Source organism: Streptomyces sp. WM6372 (assembly GCF_001279655.1).
Taxonomy (GTDB): domain Bacteria; phylum Actinomycetota; class Actinomycetes; order Streptomycetales; family Streptomycetaceae; genus Streptomyces.
Genome location: NZ_LGDB01000249.1, coordinates 97,249 through 123,172, shown reverse-complemented (window position 1 = coordinate 123,172; position 25,924 = coordinate 97,249). Strand labels below are relative to the sequence as shown.

Genomic DNA, 25,924 nt, shown 5'->3' with positions numbered 1-25,924 from the left:
GGCCGTCGTATGAGGTGTGTCGTCACCTTGTCACCTGTCAGTTTCTCGTGCGTGGAGCCTCGTTCGGGCGCGTGTACGCATTCCGGAACGGGCTGCCATCCTGCCCCATGGCCCGAGGCCTCGCGCAGGTGGGCCGGTGTCAGGTGGCCGGGACCGTGGCCGTCGGGGTGTTCCATCCCGAGATCCGGATCCTGGGTGCTGAGCCGTGCAGGTCGGCGGTGCGGTAGGTCGCCGTCAGGGTGGCCGACTCGCCGGGCCACAGGCTGATCTGGTTGTCGGACCACCGCACGGGCAGGACGGGGGTGTCCTTGCCGTCGACCAGATGGAGGTCGGTGAGCAGGGCCGGGGTGTTCCCGGTGCCGGTGTTCCGTACGGTGACGACCGTCGTGGAGGTCGAGGGCTCTTCGGCGCTCACGCTCGTCGTCGCCGTGGCGGAGACGGCCGCCTGAGCCATCGACCGCAGCCCGGTGAGATCCGCGTAGGCCGTGGTCGGGGTGTGCCACCAGTCGCTCTCGGTGTAGTCGAGGACGTCCCGGCGCGTGGAGAGCCAGTACACGTTGCGGCTCACCTCGCGCCCGTCGGCGTCGGTCAGGACCAGCCGCGCGAGATGGGTCGTCGACAGCCCGTCCACCGACGCCGGGAGGGTCAGCGCGATGGCCTTCGCGCCGTCCCCGCCGACGGCGAGGCCCGTCACCGTCCGGTCGTACTTCCGCGTCCCGTCCGTGTTGAAGAGGGAGACCCGCGCCGTCAGCCCCGACACCGGCACCGTACGGCGGTTGACGACGGCCACCGTCCGGTCGTCGTACGCGTACTGGATGTGCAGCGGCTCGTTCGCCTTCTTCGCCCCGAAGTAGGCGCCGTTCTGATCCAGGTAGCGGTCCACGAGCTGCCAGTGCAGCGAGGTCCAGCCGCTGTTGAACATCCAGTAGATCACCCCCGTCGACGGCTTCGAGGCGTCGGTCGCGTTGCGGGCGTAGGCCTCGTACTGCGCGCGGACGTTCTCGTACTGGGCGAGCTGCGCCTTGGCGACGTAGTCCTCCAGGCTGCGCGGGGCGCCGTACCGGGCGCTCAGCGCATCGTCGTACAGCTTGAGCGTGGCGTACGTGCGAGAGGGCGAGCGGTGGTACTGCGGCGCGGCCGGGTCCTTCCAGAGGGAGGTCAGCTCGGCCGGGGACATCATGCGGCGCAGGGTGTCGAGGGTGGGGATGTCGGGGCCCGCGCTGGTCTCGGAGTTGAAGCCGGTGGCCCCGCCCTCCCGCTTGTCGTACCAGTAGCCCGGGGGCACCCAGTCGTACGGTCCCGGCATCCGCATCCCCGAAGCACCGGTGAGCGGCGCCGACTTGGCGGCAGCGGCGGGGATCACCGGGGTGGGCCAGTCGGCGGCCTTCAGCGCGTCGACGTAGCCCCGCTCGATCTCCGCGTCCGGGGCGAAATCGCTGCCGATGAGGAAGGAGATGACGCTGGGGTGATCGCGCAGGCGGGCGGCCTCGGCAGCCATGGAGGCCCTGGCGACGGGGTGGTCGGCCGCGGTCCAGCCCTCTCCGGCCTCGGTGCCGTTGACCTCGCCCTCCCATTTGGTGCAGCACTGCCAGCCGGGCAGGGTGAGGATCCCGTACCGGTCGGCGAGGTCGAAGAACTCGTCCTGTTCGAGGTGTCCCTCCAGGCGCAGGGTGTTGAGGCCGAGGTCCCGCGCGTACGCCAGCCTGTCCTCTGTATAGGCGGGGTCCCAGCGCAGCAGCTCGTCGGGGGACCAGCCGGCGCCCCGGATCAGCAGCGGCCGGCCGTTGACGGAGTACTGGCGGGCGCCGTCCTTGTTGAGCGGCGCCTGGACGCTGCGGATGCCGAAGCCGTGGCGGGCCCGGTCCGAGACGGCGGCGGAACCGGCGCCGGCGGAACCGGAACCGGCGCCGGCTCCCGATCCCGGGACCGGGACGGTGACCGCCAGATCGAGCTCGTACAGCTCCTGCGCACCCATTCCGGCCGGCCACCACACCCGCGGCCGGTCGAGGTGCAGCTGCGGGGTGTCGGCCGGGGTGAAGGCCACCGTCTTCGTCTCGTGGGCGCGCAGGGGCACCTCCCGCCGGAAGGCGATCCCCGACCCGATGCTGCCGGACACCGCGGCGGTGACGTCCTCGGCCGAGTCGTTGCGGACCTTCGCCTTCACCGTCAGGTCCGCGGAGGCCAGAGACGGCATCGCCAGACCGGTCAGCACGTGCGCGTCGCGCAGGGCGACGGGGCCGCCGCGCCGTACGAGCACGTCGCGGACGATGCCCATGTTCTGGTCCGGGGGCGGCTGCAACCAGTCGAGCCAGCCCATGGTGAGGTTCTTGCGCGGATCGTTCGGCTTGATCCGGAAGGCCACCGCGTTGGCGCCGGCCCGCACCAGTTCGGTGACGTCGAGCTCGTGGTGCGTGTACGCGCCGGCGACGGCGGACGCCGTGGCCACCTGTTTCCCGTTGACGAACACGTCCGCCGCGGAGACGACCCCGCTGAAGTCCAGGTACGTGCGCGCGGCGGTGTCGGCCACGGTGAACTCGGCGCGGAACCACCACGGCACGGTGAAATCGGCGGCCGGGATGCGCTGTTGGCTGGTCGAGTAGAACGGGTCGGGATGCGTGCCGTCCGCGACCAGGGCGGCCAGCACGGTGGAGCGGGGCCCCGCCGGGTGCCAGCCGGTCGTCCGGTAGCCCGGGGCGGAGACGAGGGCCGCCGCGTCGGAGACCTCGGCCGTCGAGCGGATGGCGTACCCGGACAGGGCCGTGGCGCTCCCCGCGGCCGCGGGGACGGCGGTCACCGCCGGTACGTGCGGAGCCCGGGGTGAGGGGGCCGCGGCCGGCGCGCCCGCGACGAGCGCGCCCAACAGGCCGAGCACGGCCAGGACCGAGGTTTCCCAACGGACGACACGGACGGGAAAGGGGAACACGATGGTCTCCGGGAGGCTCAGGCGGCGAGGGCCGAGGTGATCACGAGCGGCGGTTCGGCCCGCTCCGCCGTCCACGGATAGCGGTCCAGGAGACCCGGGTCGGCGAGGGCCAGCGCCTCGTCCACCGTGGGCCGGCGCTGGGTGACCGCACGGAAGCGGCCGCTCTCGAGGAGGACCGGCAGCCGGTCGACGGGCCAGGCGTGGTTGCGCACCTCCTGCCAGCTCCCGTCCGTGCGCCGCAACCGCAGCGGCATCTCCTCGCCCGGCCGGTACGAGGCCCCCGCGGCGCCCACGCGCAGCGAGGCGTACTCCAACTCCGTGCACATGGGGTCGGTGGACAGCAGGACGAGCGGGGCTCCGGGCCGCAGCAGGCGGCGGATCTCGGCGAACACCCCGAGCAGGGCGTCCTCGGTCGGCAGCGAGGCCAGGACGTGGTTGCACATCACCGCGTCCGCGCACCCGTCGGGCAGGCCCGTCACCCGGCCGTCCCTGACCAGGTGGAACTCCGCCACCGCCGTCGCCGTGCTGCGGGCCAGCGCCAGCATCTCGGCGGACGTGTCCACGCCCAGCACCCGCGCGCCCAGCACCCGCGCCGCCCGGTCGGCGACCCGGCCGGGTCCGCAGCCGTAGTCCACGAGCACCTCGTCCGCGCCGATCCGGCGGGACAGGGTCTCGAACACGAACGGATAGCCGAGCAGCCAGTCCGTGGCCGCCTCCACCGCCGCGAACGCCTCTGCCCCGGCAGGCCCGGCCCAGGCGCCGCCCTCTTCCTCGTGTCCGTCTTCCGCATGTCCCTCTGACGCGTTGTTCACAGCTCCCCACTATCGGCCCGGCGGGCCGGCCGGCGGTCGCGGCGCGCCCGTCCGGCACTCCGACGGCGACGGTCGGCCAATGGGGGCGAGTGCGGTGTTCCACCGGGGCGGCTGATGTTTCCGGCCCCGGGAGCCGGGCAGTGTGGTGGGCCCCGGCCCTCGGACGACACGAAAGGGACCCCATGACCTCGCCCGTCGGCAGCGAGCCGCTCCCCAACGCCCGCGAGCTGTTCGACATCCCCGACGGCATCGCCTACTTCAACACCGCCAGCGTGGCACCGACGCTGCGGACCGGCCTCGTCGCGGGCGAGGCCGCCCTGCTCAAACGCGCCCAGCCCTGGCGGCTCCTGGGCCCCGACTGGTTCAGCGGGGCCGAGGAGCGCCGCAGGCTGTTCGCGGACCTCATCGGGGGCACCGCCGATGACATCGCCCTCGTACCGGCGACCAGCTACGGCTTCGCGGTGGCCGCCGCCAACCTGACGGCGCGGGCCGGCAGCCGGGTCCTGGTCCTCGACGGCGAGTACCCGTCCGGGATCTACACCTGGTGGCGGTTCGCCGAGCGTACGGGCGCCTCGATGCTCACCGTCCGGCGCGAGCCCGGCCAGACCTGGACCGAGGCCGTACTGGACGCCCTCGACGACACCGTGGCCGTGGTCTCGGTGCCCCGGGTGCACTGGACCGACGGCGCCCTGCTCGACCTGGACCGGATCGCCGAAGCCACCCGGGCCGCCGGCGCCGCCCTGGTCATCGACGCCAGCCAGTCCGCCGGGGCGATCCCGATCGACATGCGCACGCTGCGGCCCGACTTCCTCGTCTGCGTCGGCTACAAGTGGCTGCTGGGCCCCTTCGGGCTCGGCTACCTGTACGTGGCTCCGGACCGTCAGGAGGGGCGGCCGCTGGAGGAGAACTGGATCGTGCGCAAGGACTCCGACGACTTCGGGCGGCTCGTCGAGTACCGCACCGAATACCAGCCCGGAGCCCGCCGCTTCGACGTGGGCGCGCGCACCGCCTTCGAACTCACCCCCATGGCGCTCGCCGCCCTGGAGCAGCTGTCGGCCTGGACCGTCCCCCGGGTCGCCGTCACCCTGGCGGCCACCACGGCCCGTATCGCCTCGGCGGCGCGGGAGCGGGGGCTGCCCGTCCCGGCGCCGCGCGGCCCGCACATGCTCGGCATCACGGTCCCCGACGGGCTCCAGCGGCGCGTGGTGGCGGCGCTGGAGGAGGCGGACGTGTTCGTCGGGGCCCGCGGCTCGGCCATCCGCATCAGCCCCCACCTCCACACCACCGGCGCCGACATCGAACAGCTGCTGACCGCGCTGGACGCCGCCCTGAACCGGCCCTGAACGGCCGCGCACCACGGCGGGGTGCGCGTCGCGCGGGAACGCCCTCTGCGCCGTTCTGGTGGAAACGCACACCTGTGCGTAGGATTCCGGCGTCCGTGTCCCATCGCACCTTGAACGCAGCTTTCCACCAAGCGAGTTCGGAGGTCATGTTGAGATCGAACCAGCGTGTCCCGCGTCGATTGGCGGCCTTGGCCGTGGGCTTGGCGGCCGTGCTGGCCGCCCCGGTCGGCTCGTCGGCCGTGGCGGCCGCGCAACCGGCCGCGCCTGCGGCCACCGCGGTGGCCGCCGCCCCGGTGGTGGCCTTCCCCGGCAACCAGGTCAACTACCAGTACGACGGCGCCCGGCTGCAGATGTCCGCCACCGGCGGCACGACCCCGTATTCCTGGTCGGCGGTCAGCCTGCCGACCGGCCTCACGATCAATGCCTCGACCGGGCTGATCTCCGGCGTGCTGCGCGGTAGCGGCACCCGCACCGTGACGGTCACCGCGAAGGACGCGGTCGGCGCCACGGGCTCCACCACGTTCACCTGGCGCGTGATCCGCGACGCCTGCCCCCGCTGCTGAACCGCCGGACCCGAGCCCCGTGTCGCGGGCGGCGCCGGCGCACGCCGCGGCCGCCCGCGACACGGGGCGCACCCGGAAACCATCCGTACGCCCTGCGGCGTCCCCGCGGGGGAGGGGGTGGTGTTCATGTCAGATGCTGAGCCGCGGGTGCGGGCGCTCGCCGCGTTGGTGCCCGTCGTGGCGGCCGCGGCCCTCTACGGCTGGGCGCACTGGTGCTACGCCGGTGCCTCGGCGCCGTCCGGCACGGTCGCGCTGGCGGGCGGAGCCGTCCTGGTCGTCGGCGCCCCGGTGGTGTACTTCGCCTGCGTCGGCGGGAGCCGGAGCGTCTTCGGGGCGCTCTTTCTGGCCCTGGGGCTGCTGCTCACCGTGACGGCCACGGATCAGGCGGCGGCGCGCGCGGAGCTCGCCACGTGCGCCGTACGCGATGTCCAGGAGCAGAAGACGAGCTCCGCCGGCGAGGGCCTCCCGGGTGAGAGGATCGTGTACCGCCACGTACTGAACTGCCCCGGCGGGTATCCGGACGAGCTCACGGAGGACCGGCGCCTCGCGGCCGCGGGCGGGGAGATCCGCGTCGCCTACGACCTCCGGCACCGGGTGTCCCCGGCGCCGGAGGGCGCGAACTCGCCCTGGGCGGCCGCTCTGGGCGCCGTGGTCCTGCTGGCCCTGAGCGCGCTGCTGGCCGGCGCCGGCCGCATCCGGGATGCGTAGTCCGGGACGGCGGCCCGGCGGCCGCCCCACCGGGGCCGGTCGCTCCGCCGGAGCCGGTTGCTCCGCCTCCGGGCCATTCCGCCTCCGGGCTACTCCGCCTTCGGGGGTACGTAGAACTCGGTCGTCGCGTGCACCGACGCGGCCACGGCCGCCGCCGACTCGCCGGAGGCCGTGTGCGCCTCGCCCCAGGCCTCGCTGCTGCCCGTCATGAAGGCCCGGGCACCGTCCGACGCCATCCAGGCGACCGCCTCCGACGGGTGCACGGAACGGCCCTCCAGGTGCATCCCGAGCCCCAGCACGGTGAGGTCCCAGCCGACGCCGACCGCCCCGGGCCCGTACTGGTCCCAGAACTTCGGTTCCACCACCGCCACGTGTTCGAGCTCGAAGACGGTCCGCTCCGCGCCCTCGGGAGTGAGCCGTACCTCCACCTCGCTGAACCCGGGCGCCTGGCCCATCACCCAGCTCACCCGCAGCAGCCGCGGCGGCTCGCACCGCAGGATCTCCCCGCCCGCGTTCCCCTCCAGCTGGTAGCGCCCGCCCGGCCGCAGGTCTCCGCTGACCGGGAGGAACCAGCGCCCGAGCCGCTCCGGACTCGTACAGGCGTCCCACACGTCCTCGGCGGCGGCCGGGTACGTACGGCGCAGGAGCACGGTCCGCGCCTCCTCGCCGCCCACCTCGCGGCGGCCGACCTCGCGGTGGATGTCGTTGATCTGTCCGACGATGTCGCTCATCGCGCCTCTCCTCGTTCCTGTTCCCGCCGCTCGCGGCGGCCCCGCGCGAGCTCCGTGCCCAGCGCGTCCAACCGCTGCTCCCAGAAGCCGCGGAACCTGTCCAGCCAGTCGTCGACCTCGCGCAACGGCTCGGCCTGGACGGCGTACAACCGACGGGTCCCTTCCGCCCGTACCACGGCGAAGCCGCTCTCCCGCAGCACGCGCAGGTGCTGCGACACGGCGGGCTGGGAGATCCCGAACTCTTCCCGGATCACCTCGCTGACGGCCCCGGACGGCTGCTCGCCGGCTGCGAGCAGCTCCAATATCCGGCGCCGGACGGGGTCTCCGAGTACGTCAAAGGCGTGCACACCCGCCACTATGCCACCCCTCACTTATATAAGCAACGGCTTATAGAACTCGACCGTGGCCGACGGCCCGGCGATCGAGTGAATCCGCTTCCCGGACGGACACGCCACCGCGGTCTGCCCGGCCGGAGGGATGACGGGGCCGGTACGGTCCGGTTCGGTCGGTTCGACGCATCGAGGACGAGGAGGGCCCGACGTGCCCATCGCAACCGTCAACCCCGCGAACGGCGAGACGCTCAAGACCTTCGACGAGCTGGACGCCGAGCAGATCGAGCAGCGCCTGGCGGCCGCCCACGCGGCCTTCCGGAGCTACCGCACGACGGGGTTCTCCGAGCGCGCCCGCCTCCTCGACCGCGCGGCCGACCTGCTGGACCAGGATCAGGACGACATCGCCCGCACGATGACGATCGAGATGGGCAAGCCGCTGGCCGCCGCCCGGGCCGAGGCGGCGAAGTGCGCGAAGGCCATGCGCTGGTACGCGCGCAACGCCGAGGAACTGCTCGCCGACGAGCACCCCCCGAAGGCCGACGTTGCGGACGCCGGAGCCTCCCGCGCCCGGGTCCACTACCGGCCCCTCGGCGTGGTCCTCGCCGTGATGCCGTGGAACTTCCCCCTCTGGCAGGTGGTCCGCTTCGCGGCGCCCGCTCTGATGGCGGGCAACGCGGGGCTGCTCAAGCACGCGTCGAACGTGCCGCAGACGGCGCTCTACCTCGGCGACCTCTTCCGGCGCGCCGGCTTCCCCGGCGGGGTGTTCCAGACGCTGCTGGTCTCCTCCCGCGCCGTCGAGGGCATCCTGCGCGATCCCAGGGTCGCGGCGGCGACGCTCACCGGCAGCGAGCCGGCCGGCCGCGCCGTCGCGGCGGTCGCCGGCGACGAGGTGAAGAAGACCGTCCTGGAGCTGGGCGGCAGCGACCCGTTCGTGGTGATGCCGTCGGCCGACGTCGAACGGGCCGCGGCGGTCGCCGTCACGGCCCGGGTGCAGAACAACGGCCAGTCCTGCATCGCGGCCAAGCGGTTCCTCGTCCACGCCGACGTCCACGAGGAGTTCACCCGCGCCTTCACGGCCCGGATGGCCGCGCTGACCGTCGGAGACCCGCTGTCCGAGACCACGGACGTCGGTCCGCTCGCCACCGAACAGGGGCGCGCCGACGTCGAGGCGCTCGTCGAGGACGCCGTACGCCGCGGGGCGACGGCCCTGTGCGGCGGGCAGCGGCCGACCGGCCTGCCGGACGGCCTGGCACGGGGCTGGTTCTTCGAGCCGACCGTCCTCACCGGGATCACTCCCGAGATGCGCATCCACCGCGAGGAGGCGTTCGGCCCGGTGGCCACCGTGTACCGGGTACGGGACCTGGACGAGGCGGTGGATCTCGCCAACGACACTCCCTTCGGCCTGAGTTCGAACGTCTGGACCCGCGACGAGGCGGAACAGGACCGCTTCGTACGGGACATCGAGGCCGGCGGCGTCTTCTTCAACGGCATGACCGCCTCCCACCCTGCCCTGCCCTTCGGCGGTGTGAAGCGCTCGGGTTACGGGCGCGAGCTGTCGGGCCACGGCATCCGCGAGTTCTGCAACGCGAAGACGGTCTGGCACGCGGCCGAGCCCGGCAACGCCTAGGGTTCAGGGGCTCAGGCCCGGTGCGACATGCCCCTGTAGTAGCCGCTCAGGGCGCTGTGGTACTCGGGGTCCCCGAGGTGCTTCTCCTGGTCGAACTCAGGGGCGGACTTGATCTGCTCCTTGGTGAGGTCGACGTGGATCCTGCGCTCGTCCATGTCGATGAGGCTGACGGTGCCCGCCGGCAGCAGTACGTGCTTGCCGAAGATCCACGGGCCGGTGTCGACCACGAGGTAGGACGCGGCGGCTTCGTCCGAGTGCTTGTCGACCTTGCCGATGGAGCCGTCCCGCGCCTCGACCTTGTAACCGGTCAGGTCGGTCCCCGCCAGGCGTCCCGATGTCTCACGGTAGATCCACGGATGGGTCATGGCGTCTCGCTCCGTTCCGCTCGATCGCTTCCACGCGGGCGCCTGCCCAGCCGTCCCCGCCCCACACCTCGGCCCGGTCATGCACCGGTCAGGCAGGAGCGTCGGCCGGTCCACGACGGCTCGTGGGCGACTCATCGGCCGTGTGCCCACCGCGCTACAGGTTTCACTCCGGCACGCGGGGTAGGGGCCATGCATGAACGAGCCGATGGGATCAGGTGCCCGGACGAGGCGGCTCGGCCTGTACGGCGCCGCCACGGTGGTGGGGCGCTGCCGTGCCTTCTGCCGCAGCGCGATCGAGGACTGGGCCTGGCCCGAACCGGCACACCTCGGCGGGCTCACGGACGAGGAGCGGCACGCGGTCGTGGAGGACGTCCTGCTGCTGGTCTCCGAGGCGGTGACCAACGCGGTCAGGCACGGGGGAGGCCCCACGGAGCTCGTACTGAGACTCTGCCCCTCCGGCCCGGACGCCGCGCTCCGGCGGGTGGGAAACCTGCGGATCGAGGTCAGCGACGCCAGCCGCACGATGCCGCGGCTGCGGACCCCGACCGTGCTGGGGCTGCCCGGCGGATACGGCCTGATGGTGATGAACCTGCTGGCCAGACGCTGGGGAGTGATGCCGCGGGCCGGCGGGAAGACCGTCTGGTTCGAGGTGGCGGCCCCGGTTCCGGCCCGCGCGATGCGCTCGTCCCTCGGCGGGGCGCCGCAGGCGCGGCGGGGGCACTGGGCCTAGCCGGGGGCGGAGCCGGGGCCGGAGCCGTTCGGGAAGTACGCGAGGGTGCCCGTCAACTCGAGCAGCCGCGATACCCGGGGACTGACGTTGCGGACACTGAAGCGCGGCACGCGGTGGACGCGATCGGCGCCCGCCTCCAGCCGGGTGCGCAGGAGGACGTTCAGGCACGCGCAGTCGCAGAAGGTGACGTCGGCCAGGTCGAGCACCAGTCCTTCGGGATAGGCGCTCAGGGCGGAGACCAGAACGGCCCGGAGCTCCGAGGCGCAGTCCTGATCGATTTCTCCGGCGAGGACGACGAGTGCGCCGCCCGTGCCGTCCGGTTCCACACGGACGGTCGACCGTATGTCGTCCGGCCACCATGTCGTCGTCATCGGTTCCCGAGCTGGAGACATCTCCCGACTCCCTTGGCCCAGTCGGATCGCTGTCATCTCGATCGTGCGCCGCGCCGGGTCATGCGTCAAGGATTACTGGAAATCTATTTCGTGTCTTGTCTTACGTGTCTTGTATTACGCGCTTCGCTTCACGCGATCTGCCTTACGCGACTTGTCTCACACGAATGGACCGGCGCATGATGGACGCATGGAACGCAGCTCAGAGCGCCGCCCGTCGTGGACCTTCCTGACCAACCACGCGCGGGTCCTTGTGGCGATCTCCCGCGACCCCGGGGTCCGGCTGCGCGATGTCGCGGTCACCTGCGGACTCACCGAGCGAACGGTCCAGGCGATCGTCGCCGACCTCGAAACGGACGGCTACCTGTCCCGCTCGCGCGACGGCAGGCGCAACCGCTACGAAATCGCGGAAGGGGCGATGTTCCGGCACCCTGCGGAAGCCGGCCACGAGGTCGCGGGCCTGCTCTCCCTGCTCGCCGAGGACACGTCCTCCCTGGGACGGTAACCACGCGCGTCGTGCAAGGGAGCCGCCCGGCGCCGTGAGGGCGCTCGGGAAGCTCCCGACGGTGCCGGAGCACGTGGGCGCGCAGATGCCGGACGCGGGTCACCCGTACGAGGGAGAAGACCGCGGAGGGCCAAGGCGAACGGGCCGGAACCGGCGGGGGAGTGCGAAGTTGCCCTGGCGGTCGGCGGACACGGCCGTCGCGCCCCGTCCCGTGCCATCCCGTCCCGTCCCGGAAGTCCGAGGAGCCGGCCATGGCCCTGCGTCCCGCGCCGCACGCGACCGCGTCCGGTGGTGTCGGGCGCCGTTCACTGCTGCTGGGCACGGCTGCCTGGTGCGCCGCTGCCGCCGGTTGCGCGCGGGGTACGGGGCCGTCGGCCGCGACCCCGCCCGCCGCAGGCGTACGTACGCCCGCCGGGGCCGCGCCCGCCTCCCCATCGGCGCCCCCGGCGCGACTTCCTGCCGCGGTTCCGTGGCGGCCGGGGCCGGGCGAGATCGAGCCCGCGGCCAAACTCGCCGCCGTACGGCTCGTCGAGGCGCTCGGGACCTGGCCGGCGGGCCGGGGCGGCCCGCGCAACGCCACGGCCCGGGCCGCGGCGCTGGGCATCCCCGCGCCACTGGCCGCCAAGCTCGCGGCCGAGGCGGGGCCGCTGACGCCCGCCGCGGACCAGGCGGTCGTCCGCGTGATCGACGCCCAGTACGGCGGCCTCCTGCCCGACACGGCGAGCGTCCTGGTCCCCAGCGCCCAGTCCACCCGCACGGGCTCCGCCGTCCGCGAGGGCGGAACCACGATCGACGTACGCCTCCACCGCACCCCCGCGGGCTGGGCCGTCACCGCGCTGCACCCCGGGCGCCCGGGACCCGCGGCACCCCTCGGCGCCTCGGCGCGGGCCGTGCTCGCTCAGCCCCGGATCGACCTGCCGCCCGACTCGGCCGCCGACGTCCGCAGCGGGGCGGTGCACGAGAGCGTGCTGCGCGCGATGCTCCGGCTCGCGCAGACCTACCGGATGTCGGTCAGCGTGGTCCGGTCGGGACACCCGCTGAACGTGTTCGGCACCAGCCGGCCGAGCGACCACCCGGTCGGCCGGGCCTTCGACGTCTGGGCCGTCGACGGACATCCCGTCGTGGACCCCGCGACACCGCGGAGCCTCGTGACCGCGTTCATGCGCGCCGCAGCGGCCGCGGGCTCGTACAACGTCGGCGGCCCCGTCCGGCTTTCGGGTGGAACCCGGCCGAACCAGTTCTTCTCCGACGCCACGCACCACGACCACGTGCACATCGGTTTCGCCACCTGAAGCTCCGCCTCCTCGGCACAAGGGTGAACACGCCCGGCTTCGGGGCCGGATGCTTGTAGCATTCCTGCCCATGTCGAAGCCTGACGACCTGCTCGTCGCCATCGCTGCCGCCGTGGAGTCGCAGCAGACCAATCAGATGTCGTTGACCGTCCTGGTGCACGGCGCCGTCATCACCGGCCGCCTCGCTCCCGAGAGCGCGTGGCGCCGGCGCGTGGCCGAGGTCCTGGCGGACTCGGACCGGCTCGGTACGTTCGCGAGCCTGTTCATGGACGCCGAGGACGGCGAATCCGCGCGCAGCACACCACCGCCACCCTCCTACCTGCACTTCCACGTCGCCCGGATCCTCCAGGGCACCGTGGGGATCCCCGAGACCGGCGGGATGTACCGGATCGCGATCAAGGACGTCAGCGCCTGGACGATGGGCGACTTCAGCTACTCGGAGGCCGACTGATTCGAGGGCGTCCTCCAGGCATGAAACGCGGCGTGGATGGTACACGCAGGGTGTCCCGGTGCGCAGAGGTGCCGGGGCGCTTGGAGGTAGTCGTGATTGTCCTCGGAGTGATCCTGCTGATCCTAGGGTTCGTCTTCGGAATCTCGATTCTGTGGACGATCGGCCTGATCCTGGTCGTCATCGGCCTGATTCTTTGGGTCCTCGGCGCTGTCGGGCACGCGGTGGGAGGTCGCAAGCACTATTACTGACGGCGACCCCCACCCACCGGCGGCCAACCGCTGCGCCATACGAGCGAGCGGGCGGCACGCCGCCGGACCGGGCGCTGTCCCCCGGGGCAAGGTCGACGCAGGCTGGCCGTGACCGGCGGGCCCGAGACGTCCACCAGGGAACGGGAGTCAGCGCATGGGGCAGCGGATGAACCAGCGGACGGTGATCGCGATGGCCGCGATGGGCCTCGGCCTGGGGCTGTTGCTCCCAGGGGTGCCGGCGGCCGCCGCGCAAGCGGGCGCGGCGCACCCGGCACCGCACGCGGCCACGCTCGCCGAGGCCGCCGCCGCGCACGTGCAGGGCGTCGTCGTCAGCCGCGTGTCCCTCTACGTGCGGGCCCGGCCGACGACGTCGGCCAAGGTGCTCGGCTCGCTGGACCCGTTCGAGAAGGTGCAACTGTCCTGCCAGGCCAAGGGCTCCTCGGTGGAGGGCAACAACATCTGGTACCGGCTGCACGGCGAGCCCGGCTGGGTCTCGGCCCGCTTCGTGCACAACTACACGCCGGTCCGCTGGTGCTGACCTGACCTGACCTGACCTGACCGGAGCCGCGGCGCGGCGCCCGGCCGGCCCGCGTCCTACCGGTCCGCGGCCGAGCGGCCGCGCCACAGCCGGCTGAACCGCGGGCGCCGGGCCCGCTGTGCGCGCGAGTGCCGGTCGAGCTCCTCCACGAGCCGTTCGGAGCGCTTCTCCACGCCCAGTTCGTCCAGTACCCGGTCGGCTTCCGCGAGCAGCGCCCCGTACAACTGCCACGTCCCGGGCCTCGCCCGCGCCTCCTCCTGGAGGAGCCGCGCGGCCCGCTCGCGGCTGACGCGCGCCGCCGCGAGCTCCTGCGTCAGCCGGGCCTCCGCCTCCTCGGCGCTCGCGCTGATCTGCGCGGTGATCAGTACGGCGAAGTTCTCGACGGCGCTCGCCATGTGCGCGAACAGCTCCCGCAGCGCCTCCGCGAGGTGGTCCGGGAAGAGGGCGCCGTCCGTACGCGTCTTGGCGAGGTCGGTCAGCGTGCGGCAGCAGACGCGCAGGACCACGGCGCAGATCTCCAGGGTGTCCAGTCCCGTGCGGAGCACGAGGCGGAAGAGGAGCCCTTCCTTCACCCGGGGATTGAGCCGCAGGCTGTCCTCGGCCTGCCGCAGCGCCGCGTCCACGCCCGCGATGTCGTTGTCCAGCCGCCGGGCCTCGTGCAGCCGGGCGGCCGCCTTCTCCACCGGGGTGTGCTCCGCCAGCTCGTCGCCGAGGTGGGCCAGCAGGTCGCGCATGCGGCCGGCGAGCGAGGTGATCGCCTCGCTCGCCGGCGCCACCCATACGGGCGGTGCGAGGAAGACGTTGAACAGGAGCCCCACGACCGCCCCGATCAGCGTTTCCAGAACCCGGTCCCAGGCGGTGGCCGCCACCTGCGTCACGCCGAGCACCAGCATCGCGCTGATCGCCACCTCGGGGACGAACTCGTCCACCCGAACGATGTGGCCCACGACGAGCGAGGTGAGGATGACCAGCCCCAGGCTCCACCAGGTGAGGCCGACGAGGGCGCTGAACCCGATGGCGACGAGGACTCCCGCGACGACCGAGTTCACCCGGCGGATGCCGGTGGTGAGGGTGGTGTAGAGGGTGACCTGGACGACGAGCAGCGCCGTCAGGGGTGCGGTCAGCGGCGCCGGCTCGCTGCTCAGCCAGAGCGCAACGACGTAGGACACGACGGCCGCCGCCGTCGACCGGACGGCCTGTACGACGACGGGCTCCCGGCGGCGGCTGACGAGGGTTCTTACGGTGACGATGACTTCGGGCATACGTGCCCGCCTTCCCGGACTCGGCGGCAACACGCGTCACACGGATCAAGACGGCACCACCGTACGCGAGGCGGCTTCACCCCGGCTTCCCGCCGGTTCCCCCCGGCCGCGCCCCTACCCCGTACGGCCTACGCCGTCTTCGGACCCGAGCGGCCCGGCCTCGGAGCCGGCCGCGCGACCCGGGGCTAGGGTGGATCGGGGGGAGGTCGAGGGAGGTCGGAGCCGGTGTCGACGTCAAGCCATGAGGTGTTCGGGGCGCCGTGCTGGGTCAGCCTGATGACCGGCGACCTCGACGCCGCGCAGCGGTTCTACGGCGCCGTGCTGGGCTGGGGGTTCCGCCCCACCCGCCTCGGCGAGGGGTTCTCCGTCGCGATGCGCGACGGGGCGCCGGTCGCCGGCATCGGCGGGCTGGCCCGGCGCCTGGGGATCCCGGTGGCGTGGACCCCGTACTTCGCCGTCGACGACGCGGACGTCACCGCCGCCCGGGTGCGCGAGCGCGGTGCCACGATGGCGGTGGGCCCGCTCGCCTTCGGGACCGGCCGGGCCGCGCTCGCCGCCGACCCCGACGGCGCGGTCTTCGGGTTCTGGCAGGGCGAGGTGATCCCGGACTGGACGGCGCACCCCGGAGGCGCCGCCGCATGGCTGGAACTGCGCACCCGGGACGCCTTCGCGGCGGCCGTGTTCTACGGCGAGGTCCTCGACTGGGCCTGCGATCGCTCCGGGTGCTGCGACGTCTCGTACGAGCAGGACCACGTCGTCGTCCGCCGCGGCCGCGACACCGTCGCCGTGATCAGCGGCGGAGCCGTCGAAGAGGCCCCGGACCCGCAGGTACGGCCGCGCTGGCACGTCCACTTCGACGTGCCGGACCTCGAAGCCGCCGTGGAGACCGCCACCCGCCTCGGCGGCCGCGCCGTCTCGCCCGTACACACCACGCCCACGGGCCGCCGGATCACCCTGGCCGACCCGGACGGCGCCCTCTTCACGGTGGTGACCTCGTAGAGCGCCCCGGATGCGGCCGCCAGGTGAGGGCCCGGTGGCATCACGATCCACCCGGATGCCGCGGTTGGCCGAGGCCGCCGTCCTACCCGCGGGTGGCGAAGGCCTTCGTGAAGGCCAGCGGTTCCTGGACTATGGACGAGCACGTCGCGTCGGCGGAGTTCTTCGCGCCGCCCGGGCACTGCTTGTCACGGGCGCCCGACCACATCGCCAGCCAGCCGAGGCCCTTGGAGCGGGCGAAGTCCACGAGCTGCTTGGCGTCGTCCACCGTGAAGATCTCGCTGGAGACGTCGTTGACCCCGATCATCGGCGTCACGGCCACCGCCTTCCACGCGGCCGCGTCGCCCAGGCCCAGGACGCCCTTGATCTGCGCCTGCGTCGCGGTGGCCGCCTGGATGGCGTAGCCGCCCATGTCGCCGCTGTACGCCGGGCCGTAGTCCATCGCCATGATGTTGACGGCGGACACCGCCACCCCGTTCCGCTTGGCATTGGCGATCAGGTCGACGCCCGGCTGCGTGAGCCCCTCCGGCATCACGGGCAGGGTGAACGAGACGTCGAGTCCGGGATGCGACTTCTGCAGTTGCGCGATGGCCTGCGCGCGCCGGGTGTTCGCCGCCGTGTCGGGCAGGGCCGCGCCCTCGATGTCGAAGTCCACCTTGGTCAGCCGGTAGGTGTCCACCACCTTCCCGTACGCGGCGGCGAGTTCGGCGGGGGAGGCGCACGCCAGGCCCAGCTCGGAGCCGGCCGCACCGCCGAACGACACGCGGACGTCCCCGCCCTTGGCCCGCAGGGCGGAGATCTGCGAGGCGACCCGGTCGTCCCCGAGGGCCGTCACCCCGCCCCACAGCGGGGAGCAGCCGCCGCCGGAGGTGATGAAGGCCAGGTTGAACTCCTTCACCCCCGTCTGGTCGGCGGTGCCCAGCAGGTCGAAGGCCGGGTAGAGCGAGGTGTCCACGTACGGCGCGAATCCGGCCGAGGTGGCGCTGCCGCCGCCCGGGGGCACGGTCGGGGCAACGGTCGGGGTCGGCTTCGACGTTGCCGTCGCCGTGGGTGCGGTCGTCGGCTCGACGGTGGGCGAGGCGGAAGCCGTCGGCGCGGTGGTGGGCCGGCCGCTGGGGCTGGGCGTCGGCCCGGTGGCCGGGGAGCACTTCTCCTTGTTGATGAGACACCCCGTGGGACTGCCCGCGTTCCCGCCGGCGTTGGTCACGAACCCGATGGTGACGGAGGCGCCGGCGGCGAGCCCGGCCGTGTCCCACCGGGGTGGCTTGACCGTCACGTGCTGCCCGTTGACGGTGTGTTCGCCGTTCCAGAGGGAGGCGACGGAGGTGCCGGCGGGCAGGTCGAACTCGAGGGTCCAGTCCTTGAGGGTTCCGCCGCTGAGGTTGGTGACGACGTACTGCCCGGTGTAGCCGGTGGTCCAGCTGCTCGCCTTGGTGAAGGTCGCGCCGACGGACGCCGCCTGTGCGGTACCGGTCAGCGCCAGGGCGGTGCCCCCGACGGCCGCCGCGACGGCCAGCGCCGCGGCCGCCTTCGTCTTGGCGCTCGTCGTACGGCGATGGGAATGGCCAGCCATGAGGACCTGCCTCTGTGCTCGGGGGATGAGGTTCGAGCAGCACGCTAGCGACCACAAAACGGACGAATGTGCGGTTCGGGCCCCGCTCCCACGTTCTTGAGGCCGCCTTAAGGAACGGATCGGGGAGGGTTAATGACCACGGAACGGTGGGCGAGCGCGTGAGCGCTTCCGGTACGCGAGCACGGCCACGACCTGCCGCAGCACACGCCCGCCCGGTGGGGTGTCCGGGGACACCCCACTGGGCAGGGGGAAACTACTGCTTGTTCTTCGCGAGGTCCTCCTGGAAGGCCTTCGCGCATATCGGGCCGGTTTCCGTGGCGATGAACGAGACGATCAGCAGGGCGCCCGCCTTGCCCTGGTGGCTCGCCTTCACGCTCCAACCGCTCTTGTCCAGCGACTTGACGACCGTCGCCGGCTGGTCGACGCTCCGGGTCTCCTTCCAGCCCCCCTTGGCCAGGGCGGCGACCGTGGCGTCGTAGGACTTCCTGGAGTCGGCGGCCTTCTTGCCGTCCGCGGTCCAGGAGACCATGCAGGACTTCAGCTCCGCCGGTACGTCGTCGCCGGTCTTCTCCGCGAAACCGGCCGACGTGGCCGCGGCCTCGATCTCCTTCTTCACCGCGGCGGCGTCCGGCGATCCGCCGGACGTGCCCGCGCCCGCCGCCGGAGCCGACGCCGCGGCCGACGGCGCCTCCCCGTCCTTGCCCTTGTCCGTACCGCCCCCGGCGCCGCATCCCGAGACCAGCAGCACCACTCCGGCAGCCACGGCCGCCCACTTCCCCTTGCGCACTACGCTTCCAATTCACCGTGCACGGAAGCCTGATGCCCCCGCGATCAAGGAAGCAGTCTGTCACCCCGTCGGTCGACGTAAGACTTTCGTCATCCGCGGATCCTGGCTCCCGGATCCCCGCCCGCATTGAATGTGAGGGAACGGAACGACGAAGAGGGGCTGCCATGACGGGGACGACGACGGGCGCGGTGTCGGGGACGGGCGCGGTGTCGCGGACGGGTACGGGGAGGCCTCGGCGCCGCCCGCTGCTGGCCGGGGCACTGATCGCGGCGACCCTGGTGCTGGGCACCGGGCTGTACTGGGCCCAGCCGTGGAAGCTCTGGCAGAACTCGACCGTCAACGAGGCGCTTCCCACCGCCTCCACCGCCTCCACCGCGCCGGCGCCCGGCTCCTCGCGGCCGGGAGCCGCCCCGGCGGCGGGACCGCAGACCCTCGCCCGGGGCTCGCTGATCAGCCACGAGCACAGCACCACCGGCACGGTGAAGCTCATCAGGCTGCCCGACGGCTCGCGCACGCTCCGCCTCGAAGGCCTCGACACCAGCAGCGGCCCCGACCTGCGCGTGTGGCTGACCGACGCGCCCGTGAAGGAGGGCGCGGACGGCTGGTTCGTCTTCGACGACGGCAAGTACGTGAGCCTGGGCAAGCTCAAGGGAAACAAGGGCGACCAGAACTACGAGATCCCGGCCGACGTGAACCTCGCCGACTACTCCAGCGTCACCATCTGGTGCGACCGCTTCGACGTGTCCTTCGGCGCGGCGGCCCTCCAGGCCGCCTGAACGACGCGCGCCGGGCAGTGATCCGCTCCCTGCCCGGCCGTCAGGCCTCCCGGATGAAGCGGGTCAGGGCGGCCACGTAGTCCTGAGGATGTGTCACATGCGGCATGTGACCGGCGCCCTCAAAGGTGGTGAGCCGCGCCTGCGGCAGGGTCTCGGCCAGCCGGTCGAGCACGGCCGCGAACCACCCCGGGCTCTCCGTCCCCCCGCTGAGCATCACCGGCACGGTGCACGCGGAGAGCCCGTCGAGGTCCAGCGCGGCCCACTGCGGGTCGGACTGCTCGTCCAGCCAGGTCTGGGCGTGCGCCACGAACGCCTCCCGCATGTCCTGCGGGAGCTTGTCCCACATGCCGGGCCCCATCGCGACCTCCTCCACGAACAGCCGGGCGCCCGGCCCGTCCTCGCCCTTGCGCAGGTGGTCCAGGACGGCGTCGACGGAGGTCATCGTCGGCTGCAGCTGCGCCAGCACCGCCGGGTCGTTCGCGACGACTCCGACGAGCGGCGGCTCGTGGACGGTGATGCTCCGGAACAGCCCGGGCCGGCGCGCGGCCAGCCCGAGCACCACCGACGCCCCGAACGAATTGCCGGCCACGTGTGCCGGGGCATCGCCCAGCCCCTCGATCAGCGCCGCCAGGTCGTCCTCGTCCTGCCGCCGCGTGCCCTGGCCCGGCGGCGCATCGCTCCCGCCGTGCCCCCGGCGGTCGTACGCCACCACGGCGAAAGCGGCCTTCATGTCGGAGTCGATCGCGGGCTGCCAGACCCGGTGATCGGTCCAGGAACCGTGCACCAGCACGAGCGGATCGCCCGTACCGGTCCTTTCGTAGAAGAGGTTCACACCGCCGGCGCGCACCTGTGCCATGTCGTGACTCCTCGGAGCGGGGGTATCCGTCGCAGGGTGTCTTAGCAGGGCCGGCGGGGCTCCCGCGCGCTGCCGCGCCGGTCGGAGGCCCGGCAGCGCCCGGGCACAGGAGCGGGAGCAGGCGCGGGAGCGGGCGCAGAAGTGACGATCCGGTCTCGGATGCGGTGATCACCGTTGCTTCCGCCGCCGGCCGCCCGTTTGGCGGTCATGGAAGCAGCATCTACGCGTCCAGTCGTGTCCCCGGATGTTTCATTCGCAGAGCTCAACGGCGCGTACTGGATCGACTCCGACTCCTCCCTCCACGGTACGGAGGAGTGCGCCCAGTGCGCCCTCCTGCGCGCGGCAGCAGCTGAGCCCCCGGCCTTACGGGAGGACCCGGCGGCGGACAGCGCCTGCTGCGGCGGTATCGGCTGGGTGCTCACGACGGGACGGCCCTTACTGGTGACCTGCGCGGCGATCACCGTCACCGCCGCGCTCGTCGCCGTGGCACTGGGCTGAGGAGTCCGGCGGTCCGCCGTGGCCGGTGCGGGCGTGCCCGTGGAGCAGCGCCCGTCCCATCGGCGTGAGCGCATGGCGGACGCCGGACCCGTCCCGCTCCGTCGTGAGCAGCCCGGCGGAGCGCAGGACCGTGGCGTGGTGGCTCGCGGTGGCGGGCGAGGTCCGCGTGCGGCGGGCGAGTTCGGCGGTCCCGGCCGGGCTCGCCGCGGCGTGCAGCGTCCGTGCGCGGGTGGCGCCCAACAGTGCGGCGAGGGCGCCGTCCGGCTCGGCCGGAGCGGCCGCCGACCAGACGGCCTGGTAGGCGGCGAGATCGCGGGCGATGGGGTAGCGCAGGACCAGCGGCCGCTCGGGGTCCGCGTTGTCGCTCAGCACCAGGGGCCGGGGCCAGAAGAAGGTCGGTACGAGCACCATGCCGCGGCCCTTCAGCTCCAGCTCGGCGGAAAGGGCGCACGGCACGGACAGCACCGGGGAGTCCCAGTGGATCTCCGGATGCAGCGTGCCGAGCAGCCCGCCCACTCCGGTGTCGGCGGCCGCCAGCGCCCGCTGCGTGCGGTCGGTGTGCGCGGTGGCGAGGAGCTGTGCCCAGTACGGGGCGACGGCGAGGTCGTGGTAGCGCCGGATCGTCCGGTGGACGACGCCGCTCCACTCCCGCTCGCCCGCGTGCAGCCCGTGGATCCAGCGCGGGGCGGCCGGACGCAGCTGCCGGGTGGCGTGCAGGTCCGCACGCCACTGACGGCGCGGCAGCGACCAGGTGTGGTCGAGGCTGTCGTCGAGGGTGGCCGTGGCGGCGTGCATGAACGCCTCCGGTACGTACTCCCCGGCATCGCCCGGCACGAGGTCGAGCAGCGGCTTCATCTCGGGCCGCAGGCCTTGGCGGGTGCGCCGGCGCCAGCCGTCGAGGGCGATGCCGCCCATCTTCCGCGACTGGAGGAGGGGCAGGCTCAGAATCGTTTCCGCGAGCGGATCGGGGGCGCGTGCTATCCGTACGCGGGCCAGGTCGTCGGGGGCGAAGTGGATCCGCAACACCGGCGTTCCTCCCAGGAGTCGGCTTCGCTGTCGGTGCGGGGCGGGGTGGTGCGGGGCGGGGCAGTACTGTGCCGGCCGTCCTGCCCGTCCGCGAGGCACAGGACGCCCAGGTGACGGCGTTCTCACCGCACCGTAGTCGGCGCGTCCGGGGGCGCGGTCCGGCCCCGGATTTCTGGCCGGAAGGCAGTGCGCGCCGGTGCGCAATGTCCGGATTCGAGGGACGTCGAAGGGCTTTGAGCCGGGGCGTCCCGCCCGGCAAGACTGGCAGCCGAAGCCGGGCGCCATTCGGCGGCCGCGGCCGACCGTCTCCGGGGGGACGGCGCCCGGCGGACCGACCACGAGGTGAGGAGAACACCCGACCATGCGATCTCTGCGCTCATTGGCCGTACGAGCCGGCGTCGTCATCGGCGCTGCGGCGTCCGCCGCGGCCCTGGTGGCCGTGCCCGCCCAGGCCGCGCCCGCCCAGGCCGTGCCCGCCTCGGAATCAGGCACCCTGGCCGCGCTGCGGTACCAGTACGTCAACGTCGCCACCGGCAAGTGTCTCGACATCCGGGGCGGCTCGTACTACGACTACACCCTCGTCCAGCAGTTCAACTGCAAGAAGGACGCCGCCCACCAGCAGTTCTGGACGGACACCATCCTCGACGACCCGTCCACCGAAATGCGCCCGGCGCACAGCAGCAGCTGCATCGAGCCGACGAACCTGGAGGCCGGCGCCACCATCATCCAGCGGGTGTGCAACCACTCCCAGGGCCAGCGCTGGGAGTTCGACTGGAGCGACGGCCGGCACACCATCAGGAACCGGGTCACCGGGATGTGCCTGGAGGACGCGGGCATGCCGTCGGGCAGCCGCCGCGAGGTGCGCCAGATGCCCTGCAACGGCGGCCCCGGACAGCTCTGGACGCGGCGCTGAACCGCGGGTGCGGCCGCGCGCGCCCGCGCGTGTGGCCGCACCCCGGCCGTCGGCCCGCTCCGGACCTGCGGGCTTTCGGAGAACCGGTCCGTGCGCGTAGCGTGTTCGCATGACTACGACACCGGCTGAAGCGGCCGGGCCGAAGGCGGCGCCGTCCTCTCCGCCGCGTACGCCCGTGGAAGCGTCACGAGACCGGTCCGTCGCGCGGCAGCCGGGCCGCCGGGCCGTGGACCGGGCCCGCCCGCGGATGGAGATCCGCAACCGCCAGACCGCCGGGCTGACGTTCCGCGCGGACCAGTGGGCCGCGAAGAAGGCCGGCGCCCAGGCGACGGCGACGGTCCGGGCCTGGGGGTACGCGCACCTCGACGAGCCGGAGCTGGACGCCGCCGTACGACGTCTCGTCCAGGCGGCGGTCGCCGACGGTGGCAAGCGGATCAGCGTCCACCTCGCCGACCAGGACGACCACATCCTCGCCGTCGCGCTCAGCCACGTCGCAGGCGCCGCCCCCGGCGAGGACGCCGTACTGACCGAACTCGCGGCCCTGCGCACCGTCGTGAGCTGCGGCAGCGACGTCGCGCCCGACGGCCGGCGGGTATGGGCCCTACTCGATGCCGCCCCGCGCGCGCCCCGGGCACGGCCGTCAGGACCGGCCACGGCCGGTCCTGACGCCGCCGTGTGAGGGCGGCTCAGGACGGGGCTGCCGCCGCCGGGTTCGGGCGGCCGGCGGCCCTCGCCCGCCTCGATCCGGACGCGCGCCGCCCGCGGCGGCGGTGCAGCAGCGCGTCGAGGGAGAGGGCCGGGGCGCCCGCGAGGATCAGCGGGATCCAGGCCATCAGGTACACGAGGTCGTTGCCGTAGTAGTACGGGGTGGTCGGCCAGCTGACGGTCAGCCACAGGCTCAGGGAGACCAGGGCGCCGCCGAGAGCGGCGACCCGGGTCAGCAGCCCGGCCAGCGCCCCCATCCCGACGGCCAGTTCCCCGAGGGCGATCGCGATGCCGAAGCCCACCGGGTCGTGCGAGGAGAGCTCGACGAGTCCCGGGAGGGCGGCCGAGTCCCGTACGGCCTCCATCTGCTGTCCGATCGAGCCGTCACCGGCGGCGGACAGGAACGCCGTGTCGGTCAGCTTGTCCAGCCCGGCGTAGACGAAGGTGATGCCGAGGAAGAGGCGCAGCGGCAGGAGCGCGTACTCGGCCGCTCGCGTGCGCAGGTCGGAGGTTGTCGTAGTCACACCGTGCACACGCGGGAACCCGCTGCGCGGTTCGGTCGTATTCGCTTGCGGACGCGGTGAACCACGAGCCACATCCGCGCGTGTTCCTGCTGAGGCCGGAGTGGCAAGGGATGCTCCGGTCCGCTTCCGGTACGAGAAGGAGATACGGCCATGGGCGACACCACGCGTCGGCGCACGGTTCTCGCGGCGGGCGCCGCCACGCTGGCGGGCACCGTGCTGAGCGGCTGCGGCAACGACGGCGGCACCGAGGCGGCAGCCGACAACGCACCCGGTACCGCACCCGGTGACGCGCAGGCCCAGCCCTCGGCGGGCGCCGCGGCCGGCGGTGGCGGCGGGCAGGCGCTCGCGCAGACGTCGGACATCCCGGTCGGCGGCGGCAAGGTGTTCAAGGACCAGAAGGTGGTGGTCACGCAGCCGATGGCCGGGCAGTTCAAGGCCTTCTCGGCGACCTGCACCCATCAGGGCTGCTCGGTGGCCACGGTGAAGGACGGGAACATCGTCTGCCCGTGCCACCAGAGCCTGTTCAAGATCTCGGACGGCACGGTCGCCGGCGGGCCCGCCACGCGGCCCCTGGCGGCGGCGAAGATCGCCGTGGAGGGCGACAAGATCTCCCTCGCCTGATCGGTCGGGGCCGCTGCCGGGCTCGGCGAGCCCGGCAGCGGCCCGGGCGGCATCGTGGATGTCGTGGACGTTGACGTGGATGCGGTGGCCGACGAGCTGTACGGGCTGGTCCCGGACCGGTTCACCGCGGCCCGGGACGAACGGGCGGCCCGGGCCCGGAAGGCCGGACAGGCGCAGGCGGCGAAGGACATCGCGGGACTGCGGCGCCCGACACGGGCGGCGTACGCCTCGAACCTGCTGGTGCGGCGGCGCCCCGAGGAGGTCGCGGCCTTCCTGGAGCTCGGCCGAGCGCTGCGCGAAGCACAGCGTTCGCTGGACGGCACCCAGCTCAAGGCCCTTTCCCATCAGCGGCACGTGGTGGTCGCCGCACTGGCCCGTACCGCCCGGCAGCTGGCCGAGGAGGAGGGCCGGGCGGTCGGTGAGAGCGTCGCGCGCGAGGTGGAACAGACGCTCCACGCGGCCCTCGCGGATCCCGACGCCGCCGAGCAGTGGTCGAGCGGACGCCTGTCCACCGGGTTGAACCCGCCGGTCGGCTTCACGGGCCTTGCCGCCACGGCCCCCGTACGGCCGCAGCCGGCGGTCTCGGCGAAGCCGCCGCCGAAGCCGAAGCCGGAGCCGGTGCCGAAACCGAAGCCGGAGCCGTCCCGCGAGGCGGCGCAGCGCCGGGCCCGGGCCGAGGAGGCCCGCGTCGAGGCGGCCGCACGGGAGACGGAGCTGCGCGCGGCCGAGCAGGTACTGGCCGAGGCGGACGAGCGCGTAGCCGAGCTGGAGCGGCAGCTGCGCGAGGCCCGGACCGGACAGGCGGGCGCACGGCGCGCGCTGGCCGGGGCCACCGACCGGGCGCGGGACGCCGCCCGCGCGGCGGATGCGGCCGCGGAGCGGTCGGCGGAGCTGTCGGGCGGGGCGGACGGGTAGCGCGGCCGTCGGGCGACCGGGTGTGTTCGGAGGGAGACTGGAGCCAGGGGGCCGATGCCGGACGAGCTGCGGCGAACGGCGAACGGAGGACAGCCACCATGCTGCGAGACAGCAAGGGATTCAGCGGCTACTCGGTGAACGACATCGAGGGTGCCAAGGGCTTCTACGGCGAGACGCTCGGTTTGCGGGTGTCCGAGGACAACGGTCTGTTGACCCTGCACCTGGCGGGGGACACCGATGTGATGCTGTACCCGAAGGAGAACCACGAGCCCGCCACCTTCACGGTGTTGAACTTCCCGGTGGACGACATCGACCGGGCCGTCGACGAACTGGCCGCACGCGGTGTGTCGTTCGAGCGGTACGAGGCCTTCGACCAGGACGCGAAGGGAATCGCCCGGGAGACGCCCGGCCCCGCGATCGCCTGGTTCAAGGACCCGGCCGGAAACATCATCTCGGTCCTCCAGCCGAACGGGACGTAGCCGTCCGCCGAGTCGGGCCGGGCCGGGCTCAGCCGGGCCGGGCGGCCCGACTGCCCGACGGTGGGTGGCAGCAGCCCGGAGGGGGTGGCTAGCCCCATGGTCGTGTCCTCGTCGCGCCGCGATGCTTGAAGCACTTGAGGCGGACTTGAACGAGGAGGACGACATGCGGATCGTGGCAGCGGACGGCGTGACGGGGACGGCTCTGGCGGACGGCCGGATGAAGGTACGGACGGCAGGGCGCGGCGAGTTCCGCTGCAGCCCGGTGGGCTCGGCGATGTGGGTGGCGCTGCGGGTCAACGACGGGTTCCTGGAGCTGGCCGCGTCCTCCCTCGCCGACGCCTGGCAGACCGACGAGGGCAAGGTCCGTACGGCGATGAACGCCTGGGCCGAGCGCCTGATGGACGCGGGGCTGCTCAAAGCCGCGGCGTGAGCCGCG

Annotated in this window: 31 protein-coding genes; 19 read left to right on the top strand and 12 right to left on the bottom strand. The window is 73.1% G+C overall.

Going from position 1 to position 25,924, the window contains the following annotated elements; genetic code table 11:
* Positions 1-139 precede the first annotated feature (139 nt).
* Together ADK52_RS37955 and ADK52_RS37950 are read right to left on the bottom strand one after the other, a co-directional pair.
* The gene (locus ADK52_RS37955) at positions 140-2,923 is read right to left on the bottom strand and encodes a glycoside hydrolase family 2 protein (protein ID WP_053694388.1); all 2,784 of its coding nucleotides are present in this window, start codon (positions 2,921-2,923) and stop codon (positions 140-142) included.
* 17 nt (positions 2,924-2,940) lie between these two features.
* On the bottom strand, positions 2,941-3,735 hold the full coding sequence (locus tag ADK52_RS37950; RefSeq protein ID WP_078988910.1) for a class I SAM-dependent methyltransferase: 795 nt from the start codon (positions 3,733-3,735) through the stop codon (positions 2,941-2,943).
* Positions 3,736-3,917: 182 nt separating this feature from the next.
* Here ADK52_RS37950 and ADK52_RS37945 point away from each other — a divergent pair, with 182 nt between their 5' ends.
* The 3 genes from ADK52_RS37945 to ADK52_RS37935 all read left to right on the top strand — a co-directional run bounded on the left by ADK52_RS37945 (position 3,918) and on the right by ADK52_RS37935 (position 6,349).
* The gene (locus ADK52_RS37945) at positions 3,918-5,078 is read left to right on the top strand and encodes an aminotransferase class V-fold PLP-dependent enzyme (RefSeq protein WP_053694386.1); all 1,161 of its coding nucleotides are present in this window, start codon (positions 3,918-3,920) and stop codon (positions 5,076-5,078) included.
* A gap of 194 nt (positions 5,079-5,272) precedes the next feature.
* Complete coding sequence (locus tag ADK52_RS43225) at positions 5,273-5,641, top strand: Ig domain-containing protein (RefSeq protein ID WP_234344428.1); 369 nt, start codon at positions 5,273-5,275, stop codon at positions 5,639-5,641.
* Positions 5,642-5,767: 126 nt separating this feature from the next.
* Complete coding sequence (locus ADK52_RS37935) at positions 5,768-6,349, top strand: hypothetical protein (RefSeq protein WP_159046133.1); 582 nt, start codon at positions 5,768-5,770, stop codon at positions 6,347-6,349.
* Between the two features lie 89 nt (positions 6,350-6,438).
* Here the strand turns inward: ADK52_RS37935 and ADK52_RS37930 are convergent, their stop codons facing one another.
* Together ADK52_RS37930 and ADK52_RS37925 are read right to left on the bottom strand one after the other, a co-directional pair.
* Complete coding sequence (locus ADK52_RS37930) at positions 6,439-7,080, bottom strand: SRPBCC family protein (protein WP_053694383.1); 642 nt, start codon at positions 7,078-7,080, stop codon at positions 6,439-6,441.
* Positions 7,077-7,436, bottom strand: coding sequence for an ArsR/SmtB family transcription factor (locus tag ADK52_RS37925; RefSeq protein WP_107090274.1), 360 nt, complete (start codon positions 7,434-7,436; stop codon positions 7,077-7,079). The genes ADK52_RS37930 and ADK52_RS37925 overlap by 4 nt, the downstream gene beginning before the upstream one ends.
* 184 nt (positions 7,437-7,620) lie before the next feature.
* Here ADK52_RS37925 and ADK52_RS37920 point away from each other — a divergent pair, with 184 nt between their 5' ends.
* Entirely contained in the window at positions 7,621-9,039 is a 1,419-nt protein-coding gene (locus ADK52_RS37920) for an NADP-dependent succinic semialdehyde dehydrogenase (RefSeq protein ID WP_053694381.1), read from the top strand.
* 11 nt (positions 9,040-9,050) lie between these two features.
* Here the strand turns inward: ADK52_RS37920 and ADK52_RS37915 are convergent, their stop codons facing one another.
* On the bottom strand, positions 9,051-9,404 hold the full coding sequence (locus tag ADK52_RS37915; protein WP_053694380.1) for a PRC-barrel domain-containing protein: 354 nt from the start codon (positions 9,402-9,404) through the stop codon (positions 9,051-9,053).
* 193 nt (positions 9,405-9,597) lie between these two features.
* Between ADK52_RS37915 and ADK52_RS37910 the strand changes: the two genes are divergently transcribed.
* Positions 9,598-10,134, top strand: a complete 537-nt coding sequence (locus ADK52_RS37910) for an ATP-binding protein (protein WP_053694379.1) — start codon at positions 9,598-9,600, stop codon at positions 10,132-10,134.
* On the opposite strand, the gene ADK52_RS37905 is transcribed toward ADK52_RS37910, so the two are convergent.
* Entirely contained in the window at positions 10,131-10,505 is a 375-nt protein-coding gene (locus ADK52_RS37905; RefSeq protein WP_053694378.1) for an STAS domain-containing protein, read from the bottom strand. The two genes, ADK52_RS37910 and ADK52_RS37905, sit on opposite strands and share 4 nt — an antisense overlap.
* A 208-nt stretch (positions 10,506-10,713) precedes the next feature.
* Between ADK52_RS37905 and ADK52_RS37900 the strand changes: the two genes are divergently transcribed.
* The 5 genes from ADK52_RS37900 to ADK52_RS37880 all read left to right on the top strand — a co-directional run bounded on the left by ADK52_RS37900 (position 10,714) and on the right by ADK52_RS37880 (position 13,557).
* Positions 10,714-11,028 (top strand): helix-turn-helix transcriptional regulator, encoded by a 315-nt coding sequence (locus ADK52_RS37900; protein ID WP_053694377.1) that lies wholly within the window; start codon positions 10,714-10,716, stop codon positions 11,026-11,028.
* Positions 11,029-11,279: 251 nt separating this feature from the next.
* Positions 11,280-12,320, top strand: coding sequence for a hypothetical protein (locus ADK52_RS37895; RefSeq protein WP_053694376.1), 1,041 nt, complete (start codon positions 11,280-11,282; stop codon positions 12,318-12,320).
* Positions 12,321-12,390: 70 nt separating this feature from the next.
* Positions 12,391-12,771 (top strand): hypothetical protein, encoded by a 381-nt coding sequence (locus tag ADK52_RS37890; protein ID WP_053694375.1) that lies wholly within the window; start codon positions 12,391-12,393, stop codon positions 12,769-12,771.
* Between the two features lie 92 nt (positions 12,772-12,863).
* A complete protein-coding gene (locus ADK52_RS43220) occupies positions 12,864-13,019 on the top strand; it encodes a DUF6131 family protein (protein ID WP_220461305.1) in 156 nt (51 codons plus the stop codon).
* 154 nt (positions 13,020-13,173) lie between these two features.
* Positions 13,174-13,557, top strand: coding sequence for an SH3 domain-containing protein (locus ADK52_RS37880; protein ID WP_053694373.1), 384 nt, complete (start codon positions 13,174-13,176; stop codon positions 13,555-13,557).
* A gap of 56 nt (positions 13,558-13,613) precedes the next feature.
* On the opposite strand, the gene ADK52_RS37875 is transcribed toward ADK52_RS37880, so the two are convergent.
* Positions 13,614-14,819: an FUSC family protein gene (locus tag ADK52_RS37875; RefSeq protein ID WP_053694372.1), complete on the bottom strand. Its 1,206-nt coding sequence runs from the start codon at positions 14,817-14,819 to the stop codon at positions 13,614-13,616.
* Between the two features lie 276 nt (positions 14,820-15,095).
* Here ADK52_RS37875 and ADK52_RS37870 point away from each other — a divergent pair, with 276 nt between their 5' ends.
* Positions 15,096-15,818 (top strand): VOC family protein, encoded by a 723-nt coding sequence (locus ADK52_RS37870; RefSeq protein ID WP_053694434.1) that lies wholly within the window; start codon positions 15,096-15,098, stop codon positions 15,816-15,818.
* A gap of 82 nt (positions 15,819-15,900) precedes the next feature.
* Here the strand turns inward: ADK52_RS37870 and ADK52_RS37865 are convergent, their stop codons facing one another.
* Both ADK52_RS37865 and ADK52_RS37860 read right to left on the bottom strand, forming a co-directional pair.
* The gene (locus ADK52_RS37865) at positions 15,901-17,388 is read right to left on the bottom strand and encodes a cellulose binding domain-containing protein (protein WP_053694371.1); all 1,488 of its coding nucleotides are present in this window, start codon (positions 17,386-17,388) and stop codon (positions 15,901-15,903) included.
* A 253-nt stretch (positions 17,389-17,641) separates the two neighbouring features.
* Positions 17,642-18,151 carry a hypothetical protein gene (locus tag ADK52_RS37860; protein ID WP_234344425.1) on the bottom strand — a complete coding sequence of 170 codons (510 nt, stop codon included), beginning with the start codon at positions 18,149-18,151 and terminating at the stop codon, positions 17,642-17,644.
* Between the two features lie 188 nt (positions 18,152-18,339).
* Here ADK52_RS37860 and ADK52_RS37855 point away from each other — a divergent pair, with 188 nt between their 5' ends.
* Positions 18,340-18,951 carry a DM13 domain-containing protein gene (locus tag ADK52_RS37855; protein ID WP_107090273.1) on the top strand — a complete coding sequence of 204 codons (612 nt, stop codon included), beginning with the start codon at positions 18,340-18,342 and terminating at the stop codon, positions 18,949-18,951.
* A gap of 40 nt (positions 18,952-18,991) precedes the next feature.
* Here ADK52_RS37855 and ADK52_RS37850 read toward each other — a convergent pair whose 3' ends face one another.
* Entirely contained in the window at positions 18,992-19,807 is an 816-nt protein-coding gene (locus ADK52_RS37850; protein WP_053694369.1) for an alpha/beta fold hydrolase, read from the bottom strand.
* Between the two features lie 234 nt (positions 19,808-20,041).
* Between ADK52_RS37850 and ADK52_RS42800 the strand changes: the two genes are divergently transcribed.
* Entirely contained in the window at positions 20,042-20,305 is a 264-nt protein-coding gene (locus ADK52_RS42800; RefSeq protein WP_159046132.1) for a hypothetical protein, read from the top strand.
* Here the strand turns inward: ADK52_RS42800 and ADK52_RS37845 are convergent.
* Positions 20,243-21,331 (bottom strand): ArsR/SmtB family transcription factor, encoded by a 1,089-nt coding sequence (locus tag ADK52_RS37845; protein ID WP_053694368.1) that lies wholly within the window; start codon positions 21,329-21,331, stop codon positions 20,243-20,245. The two genes, ADK52_RS42800 and ADK52_RS37845, sit on opposite strands and share 63 nt — an antisense overlap.
* 361 nt (positions 21,332-21,692) lie before the next feature.
* Between ADK52_RS37845 and ADK52_RS37840 the strand changes: the two genes are divergently transcribed.
* Together ADK52_RS37840 and ADK52_RS43215 are read left to right on the top strand one after the other, a co-directional pair.
* Positions 21,693-22,244, top strand: a complete 552-nt coding sequence (locus tag ADK52_RS37840) for an RICIN domain-containing protein (protein WP_078988906.1) — start codon at positions 21,693-21,695, stop codon at positions 22,242-22,244.
* A gap of 109 nt (positions 22,245-22,353) precedes the next feature.
* Positions 22,354-22,923 carry a hypothetical protein gene (locus ADK52_RS43215; RefSeq protein ID WP_199828611.1) on the top strand — a complete coding sequence of 190 codons (570 nt, stop codon included), beginning with the start codon at positions 22,354-22,356 and terminating at the stop codon, positions 22,921-22,923.
* Positions 22,924-22,930: 7 nt separating this feature from the next.
* On the opposite strand, the gene ADK52_RS37830 is transcribed toward ADK52_RS43215, so the two are convergent.
* A complete protein-coding gene (locus ADK52_RS37830; RefSeq protein WP_078988905.1) occupies positions 22,931-23,473 on the bottom strand; it encodes a DoxX family protein in 543 nt (180 codons plus the stop codon).
* 150 nt (positions 23,474-23,623) lie between these two features.
* On the opposite strand from ADK52_RS37830, the gene ADK52_RS37825 reads away from it, so the two are divergent.
* From ADK52_RS37825 to ADK52_RS37810, 4 genes are all read left to right on the top strand, one after another.
* Entirely contained in the window at positions 23,624-24,094 is a 471-nt protein-coding gene (locus ADK52_RS37825) for a Rieske (2Fe-2S) protein (protein WP_053694365.1), read from the top strand.
* 63 nt (positions 24,095-24,157) lie between these two features.
* Positions 24,158-25,009, top strand: a complete 852-nt coding sequence (locus ADK52_RS44710) for a hypothetical protein (protein WP_063784042.1) — start codon at positions 24,158-24,160, stop codon at positions 25,007-25,009.
* A 98-nt stretch (positions 25,010-25,107) separates the two neighbouring features.
* Positions 25,108-25,488, top strand: coding sequence for a VOC family protein (locus ADK52_RS37815; RefSeq protein WP_053694363.1), 381 nt, complete (start codon positions 25,108-25,110; stop codon positions 25,486-25,488).
* Positions 25,489-25,651: 163 nt separating this feature from the next.
* Positions 25,652-25,918 carry a hypothetical protein gene (locus ADK52_RS37810; RefSeq protein ID WP_063784050.1) on the top strand — a complete coding sequence of 89 codons (267 nt, stop codon included), beginning with the start codon at positions 25,652-25,654 and terminating at the stop codon, positions 25,916-25,918.
* Positions 25,919-25,924 lie beyond the last annotated feature (6 nt).